Raw genomic sequence first — 16653 nt, forward strand, 5'->3', positions numbered from 1 at the left:
CATTAAGTTTAGGGAGGGCCACCGACATCACGGTCGGTGCTCGCTCTCAGCGTCATGGCGGCGCATCCCACCTCACCACCACCTCGAGGCAGACACACATGAGAATCGGCATCCTGACCAGCGGCGGAGACTGTCCCGGGCTGAACGCGGTCATCCGCGGCGCAGTCCTCAAGGGCACGGAGATCAACGGGCAGGAGTTCGTCGGCTTCAAAGACGGCTGGCGCGGTGTCGTCAACGGCGACATCCTCCCGCTCGAGCGCAGTCACGTGCGCGGCATCGCCAAGCAGGGCGGCACCATCCTCGGCACCTCGCGCACCAACCCCTTCGAGGGCAACGGCGGACCGGAGCGCATCCAGGAGACCCTCGACCGTCTCGGCGTCGACGCCATCATGGCGATCGGCGGCGAGGGCACCCTCGCGGCGGCGAAGCGGCTGACGGATGCCGGGCTCAAGATCGTGGGTGTGCCCAAGACGGTCGACAACGACCTCGACGCCACCGACTACACCTTCGGCTTCGACACCGCGGTCGAGATCGCGACCGAGGCGATGGACCGCCTGCGCACCACCGGCGACTCGCACAGCCGCTGCATGGTGGCCGAGGTGATGGGCCGGCACGTCGGCTGGATCGCACTGCACTCCGGCATGGCGGCGGGGGCTCACGCCATCCTCATCCCCGAGCAGAAGACGAGCATGGAGCAGGTCGCCCGGTGGGTGCAGAGCGCCGCCGACCGCGGACGGGCGCCGCTCGTCGTCGTGGCGGAAGGCTTCACCCCCGACCACGCCGACGACCCGCACTCCGAACGCGGCCTGGACGCCTTCGGCCGTCCCCGCCTCGGCGGCATCGGCGAGCGACTCGCGCCCATGATCGAAGACCTCACCGGCATCGAGACCCGGGCGACGACGCTCGGTCACATCCAGCGCGGCGGCGTGCCGACCGCCTACGACCGCGTGCTCGCGACGCGCCTGGGAATGGCCGCGTCGGACATCGTCCAGGACTCGTCCTGGGGCCAGATGGTGGCGCTCCGCGGCACCGACATCGTGACCGTGGGCTTCGAGGAAGCGCTCGGCAAGCTCAAAGTCGTGCCGCAGCACCGCTACGACGAAGCGGCGATGCTCTTCGGCTGATCCGCCGCCGAAAAGTACCGAAATGAAGAGGATCGACGCCGTAGAGCGGGTCGGTCCTCTTCATTTCGGTACTTACTCATCACACGGATCGAAATCGGACCAGATCGCCGGGCCGGAGTTGCGCCGCACGGTCGAGCGCCGCCTCCGTGAGCACGCCGATCACGGGATACCCGCCGGTCACGGGATGGTCGCGGAGGAATGCGACGGGCTGACCGCTCGGCGGGATCTGCACCGCACCGACCACCATCCCTTCGCTGGGGAGCTCGCCGCCGTGACCGGGGGCGCGCTGGATCGCGGCGCCGTCGGCGGTCAGCCGCACACCGACGCGGTTCGAATCGGTGCCGACCGTCCAGGCCGCGTCGAGCAGGCCGTGCCAGCCGGCGTCGCCGAACCAGTCGTCCCGTGGACCACGACTGATGGCGAGTGTCGCCGGCCCCGACCGGGGAAGCGGCGGCGGAATGAGCGTGGTGCCGGGCCAGTCGCCGGAGCCTCCTTGTTCGTCGCCGGCGATGTCGAGCACCTCGCCCACGCGCAGCGGCGCCGGCCCGAGCCCGCTCAGCACATCGCTCGAGCGACTGCCGAGCACTCTCTCCCCCGCGAATCCGCCGCGCACCGCCAGGTAGGAGCGGAGGCCGCTCTCGGGTGGCCCCAGAGCGATCGTGTCGCCGGCGAACACGGCGAACGACGTGCCCGCGGGGTTCACGACGGTTCGACGGATGCGCCGCGCCGCGTCCACCACGTCCACCACGGTGCTCGCATCGACCGCACGCGGCGCGCCACCGCCGCCCGCTGGGCCGCGCTGGCTCGGTGCATCATCACCCCTCGCCGAATCACCGCCGCCCGACGAAGTGCCATCGCTCACGCCGCCAGCAGCGACCGGGGCGCTGACCCCGGGGCCGGCCACCCGGGAATGGCGGCCGCTTCGCGCGAACTCCGTGACGGTGGCGACGGCCGGAGCGCCGGTCAGCGAGACGAGAATCGTGCGGAGCGCCCGCAGCTCGAGTCCCCCGAAGACGACCTCGATCGCCGCAGCGCCCGGCTCGTTGCCCACGAGCCGGTTCGCCGCGGCGTAGGCGCCACGGTCGGCAGCGCCGGATGCCGTGACACCGAGGTGCGCGTATCCCGGCCGCCCCTCGTCCTGCAGGAGCGCGAGCGGGCCGGTGGTGAGCACCTCGAACGCCGCGGTGGAACTGGCCATCTGAGCGCCCTCGTCAGCCTTCACGGACGAACCTCACCCGCGTCCCGGGCGCGAGCAGCGCCGGATCGGCGCGCTGCGCATCCCAGAGCACCGCAGCGGTGCTTCCGATCACGTGCCAGCCGCCTGGCGACTCCCGCGGATACACGCCGCAATATCCAGCCGCCAGGGCGACCGAACCTGCCGGCACGGCCGCCCGTGGAGTGACCCGACGCGGCACCGTCAGACGGTCGTCCTCACCGGCGAGGTACGCGAAGCCGGGAGCGAACCCGATGAACGCCGCCGTCCACAGCTGCTCGAGGTGCGCCCCGATGACCTCCTCGACGGATGCGCCGGTCAATTCCGCGACGACGACGAGATCGGGCCCGTCATACCGCACCGGTAGCTCGACGATCACGCCACCCGCAGGCGCGGCTGCGGAGCGACTCGTGGCGCCTATCTCGGTCTCGCGCGACGGCCGGGCGCTCGCGGGCAATTCGTCCGACCCCGCCGGACCTTCCTCCGCGGCCACCCGCCGGATCCACTCGACGACCGCCGCGCGCGACCGCATCCTGGGCTCGAAGGCGACGAGCACCGTGGTCGCCGCGGGCACGAGATCCGTCACGCCGCCGGGGGCCGTCGCGCGCAGCCGCAGGTACAGCTCGACCACGTCCCGCGCATCCGGTGGCTCCACGAGCACCGCCGCAGACCCGACCGACAGCACCGTGAGGGCGGGGCGCGACGCCCCCGCCTCAGCGGGTCGCGTCCCCACCCGACCGGTCATCGTGACGACGAGGCGAACGGGGCGATCGTGAGGCCGGCCGCTTCGATCGAGTCGCGCACCGCCCGGGCGATCGCGACCGCACCGGCGGTGTCGCCGTGCACGCAGATGGTCTCGGCCGAGAGCGCGATGTCGGTGCCGTCGATGGCGGTGACGACGCCTTCGGTCGCGAGGCGGAGCATCCGCTCGGCGATCTCGGCGGCGTCGTGCAGTACGGCGCCGGGTTCCGTGCGGGACACCAGGGTGCCGTCGGGCCGGTAGGCGCGATCGGCGAAGGCCTCCGGCACGAAGCGCAGGCCCTCGGCCTCGGCCAGGCGCCCCACCTCGGAATCCGGCAGTCCGACGATCGCGAGCGACGGATCGATGGCGATCACGGCATCCACCACTGCGCCGGCCTGGCGTTCGTCGTGAACGATCCGGTTGTAGAGGGCGCCGTGCGGTTTCACGTAGAGCACCCGGGTTCCGGCGGCCGTGGCGAGTCCCTGCAGGGCGCCGATCTGGTAGATGACGTCGGCCGTGAGATCGGCGGCGGGGAGATCGAGGTCGCGCCGGCCGAAGCCGCGGAGATCGGGATAGGACACCTGAGCGCCGATCTCGGTACGGCGCGCGGTGGCGAGGCGCAGGGTGTCGAGGATGCGCGTCGGGTCTCCCGCGTGGAATCCGCAGGCGACATTCGCGCTGGTCACGAGGTCGAGCATCGCGCGGTCGTCGCCGAGGTCCCAGGCGCCGTAGGACTCACCCAGGTCGGCGTTCAGATCGATCACGGCCACGGCGTCACCCGGCGGCTTCCTGAGCGCTGCCCCGCCCCCGAAGCTTCTCCCACGCGGCATCCACCTGCGCCAGCGTCTGCTCGAGGGTGCCGCTCGTGTCGATCACGGTGTCGGCGATGGCCCGCCGCTCCTCATCGGTGGCCTGGGAGCGGATGCGCCGCTCGGCCTCCTCGCGCGACATCCCGCGCAGCTCGACGAGGCGCGAGATCCGCACCTCGGCCGGAGACTCGACCACCACGACGTGCTCGAACAGGCCGCCGCGGCGGCCGCCCGACTCCACCATCAGGGGCACGTCGTACACGACGACGGCATCCGGATCGGCGGCGCGGGTCTGCTCGAGACGCTCCTTCAGCAATCGGGCGACTTCGGGATGCGTGATGCCGTTCAGATCGAGCCGCGCCTGCTCGTCGCCGAACACGATCGCACCGAGCGCCGGCCGATCGAGCGACCCGTCGGCGGCGATCACGGCGTCACCGAAACGGTCGCGGATGGCGGCGAGCCCGATGGTCCCCGGTTCGACGGCCTCCCGCGCGAGCTGATCCGCGTCGAACACCACGGCGCCGTGCTCCGCGAACCGGCGCGCCACGGTCGACTTGCCTGCGGCGATTCCCCCGGTGAGTCCGATCACGTACACGTGCTCATGCTATCGGGCACGGCTTCCGCAGAAGGCCCGTTAACGACCGAATGGCCGCCCCCGAAGGGACGGCCATCCGTGCGTGTGACTAGTTGTTCGAGCTGAGCTTCTCGCGGAGTGCCGCGAGGGTCTCGTCGTCGGCGAGGGTGCCCGCGCCGGTCGACTCGCTCGAGAACGAGGAGGAACCCGAAGGGATGTCGCTCGCGGCTGCATCGGCAGCGGATGCGGCGACCTGCTTCTTGTGGGCCTCCCAGCGAGCCTGAGCCTCGGCGTACTCCTGCTCCCACTTCTCGCGCTGGGCCTCGAAGCCTTCCTTCCACTCGTTGGTCTCCGGGTCGAAGCCCTCGGGGTACTTGTAGTTCCCCTGGTCGTCGTACTCGGTGAGCATTCCGTAGAGTGCCGGGTCGAACTCGGTGCCCTCGGGGTCGACGCCCTCGTTGGCCTGCTTGAGGCTCAGCGAGATGCGGCGACGCTCGAGGTCGATGTCGATGACCTTGACGAAGACCTCGTCGCCGACCGACACGACCTGCTCGGCGAGCTCGACGTGCTTGCCGGAGAGCTCGGAGATGTGCACCAGACCCTCGATGCCCTCGGCGACGCGGACGAACGCACCGAACGGCACCAGCTTGGTGACCTTTCCGGGCGCGACCTGGCCGATGGCGTGGGTACGGGCGAACACCTGCCACGGGTCTTCCTGGGTGGCCTTGAGGCTCAGCGAGACGCGCTCGCGGTCGAGGTCGACCTCGAGGATCTCGACGGTGACCTCCTGGCCCACCTCGACGACCTCGGAGGCGTGCTCGATGTGCTTCCAGGACAGCTCGGAGACGTGCACCAGACCGTCGACGCCGCCCAGATCGACGAACGCACCGAAGTTGACGATCGACGAGACGACGCCCTTGCGGACCTGCCCCTTCTGGAGGTTGTTGAGGAAGGTGGTGCGGCTCTCGGACTGCGTCTGCTCGAGCAGGGCGCGGCGCGACAGAACGACGTTGTTGCGGTTCTTGTCGAGTTCGAGGATCTTGGCCTCGATCTCCTGGCCCAGGTACGGGGTCAGGTCGCGCACGCGGCGGAGCTCGATGAGCGAGGCCGGGAGGAAGCCGCGGAGTCCGATGTCGACGATGAGGCCACCCTTGACGACCTCGATGACGGAACCCGTCACCACGCCGTCGGCGTCCTTGATCTTCTCGACGTCGCCCCACGCACGCTCGTACTGAGCACGCTTCTTGGAGAGGATGAGGCGGCCTTCTTTGTCTTCCTTCTGGAGGACGAGCGCCTCGACCAAGTCGCCGACCTGGACGACCTCGGTGGGGTCCACATCGTGCTTGATGGAAAGTTCACGCGAAGGGATGACGCCCTCCGTCTTGTAACCGACGTCGAGGAGGACCTCGTCGCGGTCGATCTTCACGACGGTGCCTTCGATGAGGTCTCCGTCGTTGAAGAATTTCAGAGTCTTTTCGACCGCGGCGAGGAAGTCTTCAGCAGATCCGATGTCATTGATGGCGACCTGCTTGGTTGCCTTTTCGGTCGTTGCGATTGTCATGTAGTGGTTGCTCCGTTATGGACATAGTTCGGGCCGGTTGCGAGGTGATGATGTCGTGTGTCCGCAACTGGCAGGCGGATAGAAGTCACAAGAGTGACGCTCTAGTCTAGCTTCGTGGCGCGGGGCGCGGCAAGCCGCGTTCTCAGTGCCGTTTCATACAACGTTCGGGAGGCTCTGAGCATTCCGGCGTCAGCGCCCGACGATGTCCGCGAGGGCGGTCCCGTGGTCGCGGAAGGCGAACCGGTAGCCGGCCGCCTCGAGCCGTTCCGGCACGACCCAGCGGCTCTTGAGCACGAGCTCCGTCTCGGTGCGGATGGCGATCGAACCCAGTTCGAGCATCCAGCGCCAGGTCGGGAGGCCGAACCGGGCGCCGACCGCCCGGCGCACCGAGGCCATGAAGGTGCGGTTGTCGGTGGGGTTCGGTGCCGCTGCATTGACCGGGCCCTCGATCTCGGGATGCGCGTCGAGGAACCGGATGATGCCGAGCACGTCGTCGAGGTGCACCCAGCTGAACTTCTGCCGGCCACCGCGCGAGCCCCGACGGAAGCGATGGTAGGTGCCGGCGGCTCGCCGAGCCGGGGTGGCCGGCCAGTGCCCGTCGAACTGCGGACCGCCCAGGCCGGCACGGGCGAGCGCGAGGATAGGGGTGAGCGCACTGCCGTCGCCGAGCACGATCGCCATGCGGAGCGCGACGCGCCGAGTGCCGGCCAGCTCGCCGCGGAAGAACTCCTCTTCCCAGCTCGTCGCCACGTTCACCGAGAAGCCCTCGCCGATCTCGCCGGTCGATTCGGTCATCGGCCGGTCGTCGGCGTGCCGGTAGATGGTGGCGGTCGACGAATTGATCCACAAGCGGGGCGGATGCTCGGCCGCCGCGACCGCGTCGTGCAGTGCGCGGGTGGTCTCGAGCCGCGAGCGGAAGATCTCGGTGCGGTTCGCGGCGCCGTAGCGGCAGTTGACGCTCTTGCCGGCCAGGTTGATCAGGAGGTCGGCGCCGTCGACCAGGGCGGCGATCGCAGCCGGATCGCCCCAGCGCGCATCCGGACCGGAGCGGCCGATCAAGGCGACCTCGGCGCCCTCTTCGCGGAAGGCCTCCGCCAGCCGAGCGCCGATGAAACCGGAGGCGCCGGCGAGTACGACGCGACGAGCGTCGGTCATCGCGAACCGGAGCCGGCGTCTTGGGGGTCTTCCGCGTCGAGGTCGGCTTCGACGCCCGGGCGGACGACGCGCGCCGTGTCCGCATCCGTATCCACTGCCGCTGCCGCTTCCGTAGCCGTGACGGAGGCCGTGGCCGCAGGGTCGGTGTCCGCGGCATCCGGGATCTCTTCCTCGCCTTCCGCCCGTAGTTCGTAGGTGAAGGTTCCCGTGTACTCGTACACCCGCCCGATCACGGGCGCATCGACGGTGACGGAGACCCGCTGTGCCCGCGCCGCGTCGTCGAAGCGCTCGATCAGGGTGAGACGCGGCGAGAGCGCGGCCGGCAGGGCGAAGTGCTGGCGCCCGATCCGCAGGTCGAAGCCCGTCGAGGCGAGGTGGAGCTCGCCCCGCACGACGCGGGTGGAGAGCCGCACGCGGAAGCGGCGCTCAAGACCGAGATGATCGACCAGGCCGTCGGCACCGGGGTTCTCGGCTGTGATGGCATCGACCATCGCCCGGGCACCGCCGAGGAAGTGGAAGCGCCGCACGGCGACCACAGCGGTTCGCCCGTCGCGGTCGACCAACGGGGCGTTGACGACGGTGAAGGGCACGTTGTGCTCCCAGACCGGGAAGAGGACGCCCTGCCGCGCCAGCACCGAGAGAGCCGGCCACAGCCAGCGCCGTGGCGTGCCGACGACCTCGAAGGTGCCGCTGCCGTGGCCCCGCATGCCGGCCGGGATCGCCGCGAAGTACGTTCGGAGCACCGGATGCAGGTCGTCGAGCGCCGAGCCCGAGGTCAGTTCGTAGGGGGAACGAGGAGCGCGCACCACGCGCGACTACTTCAGCAGGGCCGAACGCAGGGTGTCCAGCCCCACGCCGCCGAGATCGAGCGCCTTGCGGTGGAATTCCTTCGACGAGAAGGCCTCCTTCTCGCGGGCGCGCAGGGTGTCACGCAGCTCCTCCCAGATGCGCTGACCCACTTTGTACGACGGAGCCTGTCCGGGCCAACCGAGGTAGCGGTTGACCTCGAAGCGGATGAACGCGTCATCCATGTTCACGTTCTGGCGCATGAAGTCGAGGGCGTACTCCGCATCCCACACCCCCGACCCGGTGAGCCGCGGCTTCTGCAGGTGCACGCCGATGTCGAGCACCACGCGAGCTGCGCGCATCCGCTGGCCGTCGAGCATGCCGAGACGGTCGGCCGGGTCGTCGAGGTAGCCCAACTCCTCCATCAGGCGTTCGGCGTAGAGGGCCCAGCCTTCGGCGTGGCCGCTCGTGCCGGCGAGCTGGCGGCGCCAGGTGTTGAGTTTGGCGCGGTTGTAGACGGCCTGGCCGATCTGCAGGTGATGGCCGGGAACACCCTCGTGATAGACCGTGGTGAGTTCGCGCCAGGTGTCGAACTCGGTGACACCGTCGGGCACCGACCACCACATGCGGCCGGGGCGGGAGAAGTCGTCGGTGGGGCCGGTGTAGTAGATGCCGCCCTCGTGGGTGGGTGCGATCATGCACTCGAGGGCGCGGATCTCCTGCGGGATGTCGAAGTGTGTCTTGCCGAGCTCCTCCACCGCGCGGTCGCTGGTGGCCTGCATCCAGGCCTGCAGCGCATCCGTGCCGTGCAGCTTGCGGGCCGGATCGCCGTCGAGGAAGGCGATGGCCTCGGCGACGGATGCCCCGGGCTTGATCTCCTCGGCGATGGCCTCCTGCTCGCGCACCATGCGGCCGAGCTCCTCGATGCCCCACTCGTAGGTCTCGTCGAGGTCGATCGTGGCGCCGAGGAAACGACGCGACTGCAGTGCGTAGAGTTCGCGGCCCACCGCATCCTGGCTGCCGGCGGCCGGGGCCAGCTCGTTCTCGAGGAACTGCGCGAGCTTCGCATACGCCTCGGATGCCGTCTCCGCGGCGCGTTCCAGATCGGCGTGGAGGCTCGCAGGCAGCTCGGTGGGTGCCCCTCCCGCACCCGTCTCGGCCTCGACCTCGGTCTCGGCGTTCACCCGGGCACCTTCGACGAACTCGCTGAAGAAGTTGCCGGGACCGGAGTTCTTGCGCACCTGCGCGAGCACCTCGACCACCTGGCGGCGAGCCGGGACCGTGCCGCGGCGCATGCCCTCGCGCAGGGTCACGATGTAGCCGTCGACGGCCTCCTCGACCGCCGAGAGCCGCTTCGCGACGACCGACCAGTCGTCGACCGTGGCGGTGGGCATGAGGTCGTAGACCTCGCGGATGTGCTGGCTGGGCGAGTCGATCACGTTCAGGTCGCGCAGGTGCAGGCCGGCCTCCGAACTCGCCACGGCGAGTTCGAGTTCGTTGCGCAGGTCGGTCTGGGTGACCTCGTCGACCTCGTCGACCGGGGTGGCCGCGGCGAGTTCGGCGAGCACCGATGTGACGGCGGCGATGTACCGCTCGTGGCCGGCGGGCGAGAGGTCTCCGTAGCGGTCGTTCACCTCGGACCGGCCGATGTAGGTGCCGAGCACCGGTTCGAGCTCCACCACGGTGTCGACCCAGCGCTCGGCGATGGCGTCGATCGCGGTGGGAGGACGGGTGTCGGCGGGGGTCGGTACTGTCGTGCTGGTCATGTTTCGACCCTAGGCCACGGTGCCGACACCGGGCGATGAACGGCCCCGGCTGTGGAGGAAATTCCGGTTCTCCACAGGTGGCACCACCGGATTGACTTATTCGAACATATATTCGAACATGAGGGCATGACGGATGCCGCACTCACTCTCTCCTCTCCCGCTCCGGCGGGCGAGGAGATCCGTGCGCTCCAGTCGCGCATCCAGCAGATGCAGGCAACGAAGCTCGACACCCGGAGCGTGCGCACGCATCCGGCACTCGAGTCCCTCCTGCCCGGGGGCTCCTTGCGCTCCGGCGCGGCGTACTCGGTCGAGCGTTCGACCGCCTTGGTGATGGCGCTGATGGCCGGGCCGTCCGCCGACGGGGTCTGGTGCGGAGTCGTCGGCCTCCCCGATTTCGGGGTGGAAGCGGCCTCGCGTTTCGGCATCGATCTCGAACGCCTGGCCCTGGTGCCGCATCCGGGCGAGGAGTGGCTCACCGTCACGGCGGCCATGGCCGACGTGGTGGGCGTGGTGGTCACCCGCGCGCCCGGCCGGGTCACCGATTCGGCGATGGCACGGCTCCAAGCCCGCATCCGGCAGCGAGGGGTCACCTTGATCGTGCTCGGCGACTGGCCGCAGAGCGAGGCGTCTCTGCGCATCGCGGAGAGCTCGTGGTCGGGCATCGGGCAGGGGCACGGGCACCTCGCCGCCCGGCAGGTGCTGGTCTCGGCCACCGCCCGGGTGGGATCGGGGCGCCCTCGGCGGGCACGGCTGTGGCTGCCCGACCGACGCGAGTCTTTCCGGCCGGTGTTGCAGCAGGCCGAGACCGACGGGAGCCGGGGTCAGACGAATGGTCCCGCCGTGGCGACCGCAGGTCTCCGCCTGTTGCAGGGGGTGGCGGGATGAACGAGATGCGGAGCAGAGGGGCGCCGGTCCGCACCCTGGTGATCTGGTGCCCCGACTGGCCGGTGGTGGCGACCGCGGCAGCAGAGGGGGTCTCGTCCGACGAGAGCATCGCGGTGATCGAGAAGGGGTTGGTGTTCGCCTGCTCCGCTGCGGCCCGGGCCGACGGGGTGCGGCGTGGCCTGCGACTGCGGGAAGCGCAGGCGCGGAGTCCTCGGCTGCGGGACTTCCCCTACGACCCGGTGCGGGTCGACCGTGCCTTCGAACCGCTGATCAGTGCGCTCGAGGAGATGAGTCCGAACGTGCAGATCGTGCGTTCCGGCAGCTGCGCCCTGGCCGTGCGCGGGGCGGCGCGGTTCTACGGCGGCGAGCACGCCGCCGCCCTGGCCTTCCTCGAGCGTTTCGCCGAGTTGGGGGTGACGGATGCGCGCGTCGGCGTGGCCGACGGGATGTTCGCGGCCGACCAGGCGGCCCGGTTGCCCGGCCTCGATCTGATCAGGATCGTGCCGGCGGGTTCCTCGCCCGGCTTCCTGCACGACCTGCCCCTGCAGCTGCTCGACGAACCCGAGCTCACCGCGCTGCTGTGGCGGCTCGGCATCCGCTCGCTCGGCGACTTCGCCCGGCTGCCGGCCGACGACGTGCGTTCCCGCTTCGGCGAGTCCGGGGCACGCGCGCACGCCCGGGCCGCCGGTCTCGACGGCAGCCGGGTGGTGCCGCGCATCCCGCCCGAGGCACGTGAGAGCGTCAGCGACTTCGAGCCACCGCTCGACCGCATCGACCAGGTGGCCTTCGGTGTGCGGGCAGCGGCCGAACGCTTCATCGGCGAGCTCGCGGCCGCTCACCTCGTCTGCACGGCACTGCGGGTCGAGATCACCAGTGAACGGGGCGAATGGCGTGATCGAGGCTGGCTGCACCCGCGCTGGTTCACCGCGGTCGACGTGGTCGACCGGGTGCGCTGGCAACTGCAGGGCGGGAGCACCATCGAGAGCGCCCTCACCTCGCCGATCGCCCGGGTGCGCATCGTCGCCGAGACCGTCGACCGCAGTGAGCGGCACGAGACCGGTCTCTGGGGTAGCGGCTCCGAAGAGCGCATCCACCACGGGCTCTCCCGGGTGCAGAGCATCGTAGGCCACGAAGGGGTGTTGACGGCCTCGATCGGCGGGGGCCGCTCACCCCGCGAGCGGCAGATCCTGGTGCCCTGGGGCGACCGCCTCGAGCAGAAGTCCCCCGCCACCGCGGCGAGCCGGGCGCGTGGTCGGCGCGCTTCCGGCCAGGGGGCGCTCGGTCAACGCGAGGAGCAGGCGCCCTGGCCCGGGAGCGTTCCACCGCCGCTGCCCACCACGGTCTTCGAGCAGCCGCGCGCAGTGCTGGTGCTCGCTTCCGGGCATCACGAGGTGACGGTCACGGAGCGCGGCGAGCTGTCGGCAGAACCGGCCTACTTCTCCCCCGAGGCCGCGGGTCGGCAGCTCCGGCCGCTCGTGGCCTGGGCGGGGCCGTGGCCGGTGTACGAGCGCTGGTGGGATTCCACCGCCCGCCGACGCTTCGACCGTTTCCAGATGATCGACGCCGATGGCACGGCATGGCTCCTCGCCTTGGAGCGCGGCACCTGGTTCGCGGAGGCCCGCTATGACTGAGTGCAGGGGTCTGTCGCTCCGGCATCGGATCGGAGGCCGCTGATGGGCTGGCAGAATCCTCCGGTCAAATGGTCGGAGCTGGAAGCGAAGATGTCGGGGCGGTCGCGGCCTCAGCGGGTGATGGAGAGCGAGGAGACGCACTCGCGCAAACGCGCGGCCTACGTGCCGCCGCCCGTGCAGGCGGTGGACGACGGTGACGTCGTGCCCTACGCCGAACTGCACGCCCACTCGAACTTCAGCTTCCTCGACGGCGCCTCCTCGCCCGAGGAGCTGGTACAGGAGGCGGCGCGGCTGCGATTGCACGCGCTCGCGCTCACCGACCACGACGGCTTCTACGGCCTCGCCCGGTTCGCCGAGGCCGCCGAGATGCACGAGGTGCGAACGATGTTCGGCGCCGAACTCTCGCTCGAGCTGAGCGCTCCGCAGAACGGCATCGCCGACCCGGAGGGGTCGCACCTGCTCGTGCTCGCCCGGCAGCAGCCCGGCTACCACCGGCTCGCCGGCACCATCACCACGGCGCAGCTCGCCCCGGGCGCCGAGAAGGGCAGACCGCTCTATTCCCTCGAGCAGCTCTCCGCCGACTCCGGCGGCGACTGGATGGTGCTCACCGGCTGCCGCAAAGGCCTCGTTCGCCAAGCCCTCACCCTCGAGGGAGAAGAGGGCGCCGAACGCGAACTCGACCGTCTCGTGGCGCTCTTCGGGCGCGAGAACGTGCTGGTCGAACTGAGCGACCGAGGGCAGCCGCTCGACAGCAGCATCAACGACACCCTGTTCGGTCTCGCGCAGAAGCACGGTCTCGCCGCCGTCGCCACCGGCAACGTCCACTATGCCTCGCCCGATCGGCACCGCCTGGCCGAAGCCCTCGCCGCGGTGCGCGCACGCCGCAGTCTCGACGAACTCGACGGCTGGCTGCCCGCCTCACCCGCCGCCCACCTGCGTTCGGGGGCGGAGATGCTGCACCGCTTCGCCCGCTTCCCGGGCGCGATCGAGCGCACGGTCGAGGTGGCCGATGAACTCTCCTTCGAACTGCGCCGCGCCAAGCCGAAGCTGCCACGACAGGAGGTGCCGGAAGGGCACACCCCCATGTCCTACCTCCGGCTGCTCGTCGCCGAGGGCGTCGCCGATCGCTATCCCGGGGCCGGCCCCGAGATCTGGGCGCGCATCGAGAAGGAGCTCGCCGTGATCGAGTCGAAAGACTTCCCCGGCTACTTCCTCATCGTCTGGGACATCGTGCGCGAAGCCCGGCGGCTCGGCATCCTCTGCCAGGGGCGAGGTTCGGCGGCGAACTCCGCCGTCTGCTACGTGCTGAAGATCACCGCGGTCGACCCCATCGCCCGCCTGCTGCCCTTCGAGCGCTTCCTCTCGGCCATGCGCGAGGAGGAGCCCGACATCGACGTCGATTTCGACTCCGAACGGCGCGAGGAGGTCATCCAGTACGTCTACACGAAGTACGGTCGGCGGAATGCAGCCCAGGTGGCCAACGTCATCCAGTACCGGCCGAAGTTCGCGGTGCGCGACATGGCGAAGGCACTCGGCCACAGCCCGGGTCAGCAGGACGCCTGGTCGAAGCAGGTCGAGCGCTGGGGGCCGATGGTCGAGAGCGGCGACCACGACATCCCGGCCGAGGTGATCGCACTCGCCACGGAGGTGCTCGGGTTCCCCCGGCACCTCGGCATCCACTCCGGGGGCATGGTGCTCACCGATCGCCCCGTGGGCGAGGTGTGCCCCATCGAGAACGCGCGGATGGAGAACCGCACCGTGCTGCAGTGGGACAAAGACGACTGCGCCTGGATGGGTCTCGTGAAGTTCGATCTGCTGGGACTCGGCATGCTCTCCGCGCTGCAGTACACCTTCGACCTCGTGAAGGAGTCCACCGGCCGGGAGTGGGATCTCGACAGCATCCCCAAGGAAGAAGAGGGCGTCTACGACATGCTCTGCCGCGCCGATTCGATCGGCGTCTTCCAGGTGGAGAGCCGCGCCCAGATGGGCACGCTTCCCCGGTTGCAGCCGCGGAAGTTCTACGACCTCGTGGTGGAGATCGCCCTCATCCGGCCCGGGCCGATCCAGGGCGGGGCGGTGCACCCCTACATCCGGCGCAAGCTCGGCTTCGAACCCATCACCTACCTCCACCCGAAGCTGGAGCCGGTGCTCGAACGCACCCTCGGTGTGCCGCTCTTCCAGGAGCAGCTGATGCAGATGGCCATGGCGGTCGGTGGCTGCGACGCCGACGACGCCGACCTGCTGCGTCGCGCGATGGGATCCAAACGCGGGCAGGAGAAGATCTCCCGGCTGCGCGAGAAGCTCTACGAGGGAATGGCCGAGAACGACATCACCGGCGAGCTGGCCGACGACATCTACCAGCGCATCGAGGCCTTCGCGAACTTCGGCTTCGCCGAGAGTCACTCCACGAGCTTCGCTCTGCTCGTCTACGCGAGCTCGTGGTTCAAGCTGCACTACCCCGCCGCTTTCCTGGCCGCGCTGCTGCGGGCGCAGCCGATGGGCTTCTACTCGCCGCAGACGTTGACGGCGGATGCCCGGCGACACGGCGTCGAGGTGCGTCGGCCCGACATCCAACGCTCCGGAGTGCAGGCGGGGCTCGAGCCGCTGCAACTGACGGAGGAGGGTCCGTGCGCCGAGACCGGCCTCGAGGAGTGCGTGCACCCCCCGGGCCCGGTGCCGGAGACCTTCGATCGTGACGCCCCGGATCGCACCGCCGAGCATCGGCGCGACGGCCGGCTGGCCGTCCGGCTGGGTCTGGCCGAAGTCACGTCGATCGGTGACAAGCTCGCTGAGCGCATCGTGTCCGAGCGAGAGGAGCACGGCCGATACCAGAGCATGGCCGATCTCGCCCGCCGAGTCGGGCTCACCACTCCCCAACTCGAAGCCCTCGCCACCGCAGGCGCTTTCGAATCGCTCGGCCTCACCAAGCGCGAAGCGCTGTGGGAGGCCGGGAACGCCTCCCAGGAGCGCGCGGAATACCTTCCCGGCACCTTCGTCTCGGTGCAGCCGCCGTTGCTGCCGATGCTCACCGCCGAGGAGCAGGTGGTCTACGACCTGTGGGCCACCGGCATCTCCCCCGACGACCATCCGCTGCGCCACGTGCGAGAAGAACTCCGGATGCGCGGGGCACTGTCGTTCGCCGACCTCACCACCACCGAGAACGGCCGCCGCATCGAGGTCGGTGGAGTGGTGACGCACCGGCAGCGCCCGGCCACCGCGAGCGGCATCACCTTCATGAACATCGAAGACGAGACCGGCATCCTCAACGTCATCTGCAGCGTCGGTGTCTGGACGCGATACCGCCGAGTGGCCCGCGACTCCCCGGCCTTGATCGTTCGAGGCATCCTCGAACGATCGAAGGAGGGAGTGATCAACCTCGTCGCCGACCGCTTCGAGCCACTCCCGCTCTCTGCCAAGACCCGCTCCCGGGACTTCCAATGAGCGCGCTCAGCGGGCGACCCAGGAGCCCGCCGTGCAGAGGTAGAAGTTCGAATCGTCGGTGTCGAAGTAGATGTCGCCGTCGTTTCCGCACGCATCGGTCGCAGGCGGTGGTCCGGAGCCGAGCACGATCTGCGTGCCGTCCCGACCGGCCGGCCCCTGGGCGCCCGTCTCGCCCTGAGCGCCGGTCTCGCCTTGGGCACCGGTCTCGCCGGTGGCGCCGGTCTCGCCTTGCGCCCCGGTCTCACCGGTGGCGCCGGTCAGGTGTTCGGCAGCCGACTGCTTCAGGTTGCCCACCGACGCCCAGGCGCCGTCGCGATGCAGGTACACGTTCGCCGTGGAGATGTCGAGATAGACGTCGCCGTCGGTCCCTGAGCCCTCCCCAGGCGCGCCTTTGCCGGCGCGGATGGCGGAACCAGCGGGAAGCACCTCGGCCAGGTACTCCTCATCGACGGCATCCTCGGTCGCGTCGTCGGCCTGGTCGGACGGTTCGGGCGATTCCGAGGAATCGGCGGGCTCGGTCGCCGCGGCGTCGGTGACCACGGTCGAGGCTCCCGGGTCCGACCCACGAGCAAGACTCGCTCCGAGGAAGGAGGCACCGAACACCAATACGACCACGGCGGCGGCGACCCCGAGGAGCACCGGAAGCGTCACCGGACGCGGAGCGCGGGCCGAGGAGGAAGGAGCGTCAGGCGCACCCGGAGGAGAGGCAGCACCAGCGGGCGGAGATGTCGACGGGCCGTCCGGCGGCGTCGAGCCATCGGCGGGCGGTTCGGGCGGAGTGGTGAGCGACATCGATCCCCCTTCGGGCGGCATCCGCATGGTCACGCGGATGTTCGAGCCTCACGTTATCGCTCGGACGCACCTCGGCGCGCCCCCGATTTTCGGGACGGAGAACAGCCTGCGCACACCACCGACCTCGCGAAAGAAGACCCCGCCGCCCGCGCTCAACCCAGGCGGCACAGAGAC

General features: G+C 70.1%; 13 protein-coding genes. 4 read left to right on the forward strand and 9 right to left on the reverse strand.

From position 1 onward, the window contains the following. Positions 1-98 precede the first annotated feature (98 nt). Positions 99-1124 (forward strand): 6-phosphofructokinase, encoded by a 1026-nt coding sequence (locus ACFJGU_RS18800; RefSeq protein ID WP_382305596.1) that lies wholly within the window; start codon positions 99-101, stop codon positions 1122-1124. A gap of 79 nt (positions 1125-1203) precedes the next feature. Here ACFJGU_RS18800 and ACFJGU_RS18805 read toward each other — a convergent pair whose 3' ends face one another. From ACFJGU_RS18805 to ACFJGU_RS18840, 8 genes are all read right to left on the reverse strand, one after another. Next, positions 1204-2322, reverse strand: coding sequence for a biotin-dependent carboxyltransferase family protein (locus ACFJGU_RS18805; RefSeq protein ID WP_382305598.1), 1119 nt, complete (start codon positions 2320-2322; stop codon positions 1204-1206). Between the two features lie 13 nt (positions 2323-2335). After that, positions 2336-3070 (reverse strand): allophanate hydrolase subunit 1, encoded by a 735-nt coding sequence (locus tag ACFJGU_RS18810; protein ID WP_382305600.1) that lies wholly within the window; start codon positions 3068-3070, stop codon positions 2336-2338. An 8-nt stretch (positions 3071-3078) separates the two neighbouring features. Beyond that, a complete protein-coding gene (locus ACFJGU_RS18815; protein WP_382305602.1) occupies positions 3079-3849 on the reverse strand; it encodes a LamB/YcsF family protein in 771 nt (256 codons plus the stop codon). 4 nt (positions 3850-3853) lie between these two features. Further along, a complete protein-coding gene (gene coaE / locus ACFJGU_RS18820) occupies positions 3854-4483 on the reverse strand; it encodes a dephospho-CoA kinase (RefSeq protein ID WP_382305604.1) in 630 nt (209 codons plus the stop codon). Positions 4484-4571: 88 nt separating this feature from the next. Continuing rightward, positions 4572-6023 (reverse strand): 30S ribosomal protein S1, encoded by a 1452-nt coding sequence (gene rpsA, locus ACFJGU_RS18825; protein WP_092552932.1) that lies wholly within the window; start codon positions 6021-6023, stop codon positions 4572-4574. A 189-nt stretch (positions 6024-6212) separates the two neighbouring features. Next, a complete protein-coding gene (locus ACFJGU_RS18830; RefSeq protein ID WP_382305606.1) occupies positions 6213-7178 on the reverse strand; it encodes an epimerase in 966 nt (321 codons plus the stop codon). Further along, positions 7175-7987: a DUF4166 domain-containing protein gene (locus tag ACFJGU_RS18835; protein WP_382305608.1), complete on the reverse strand. Its 813-nt coding sequence runs from the start codon at positions 7985-7987 to the stop codon at positions 7175-7177. Before ACFJGU_RS18835 ends, ACFJGU_RS18830 begins: the two co-directional genes overlap by 4 nt. A gap of 6 nt (positions 7988-7993) precedes the next feature. Next, positions 7994-9730 (reverse strand): DUF885 domain-containing protein, encoded by a 1737-nt coding sequence (locus ACFJGU_RS18840; protein WP_382305610.1) that lies wholly within the window; start codon positions 9728-9730, stop codon positions 7994-7996. Positions 9731-9856: 126 nt separating this feature from the next. On the opposite strand from ACFJGU_RS18840, the gene ACFJGU_RS18845 reads away from it, so the two are divergent. From ACFJGU_RS18845 to ACFJGU_RS18855, 3 genes are read left to right on the forward strand one after another with little or no spacing between them, the layout of a single operon-like run. Further along, positions 9857-10615 (forward strand): hypothetical protein, encoded by a 759-nt coding sequence (locus tag ACFJGU_RS18845; RefSeq protein ID WP_382305612.1) that lies wholly within the window; start codon positions 9857-9859, stop codon positions 10613-10615. Further along, positions 10612-12246, forward strand: a complete 1635-nt coding sequence (locus ACFJGU_RS18850) for a DNA polymerase Y family protein (RefSeq protein WP_382305614.1) — start codon at positions 10612-10614, stop codon at positions 12244-12246. Before ACFJGU_RS18845 ends, ACFJGU_RS18850 begins: the two co-directional genes overlap by 4 nt. A gap of 42 nt (positions 12247-12288) precedes the next feature. Next, entirely contained in the window at positions 12289-15687 is a 3399-nt protein-coding gene (locus tag ACFJGU_RS18855; RefSeq protein WP_382305616.1) for an error-prone DNA polymerase, read from the forward strand. A 6-nt stretch (positions 15688-15693) separates the two neighbouring features. Here ACFJGU_RS18855 and ACFJGU_RS18860 read toward each other — a convergent pair whose 3' ends face one another. Then, complete coding sequence (locus ACFJGU_RS18860; protein ID WP_382305618.1) at positions 15694-16479, reverse strand: hypothetical protein; 786 nt, start codon at positions 16477-16479, stop codon at positions 15694-15696. Positions 16480-16653 lie beyond the last annotated feature (174 nt).

The sequence above is a fragment of the Herbiconiux sp. UC225_62 genome, from assembly GCF_042694625.1.
In the GTDB taxonomy this organism is placed as follows: domain Bacteria; phylum Actinomycetota; class Actinomycetes; order Actinomycetales; family Microbacteriaceae; genus Herbiconiux.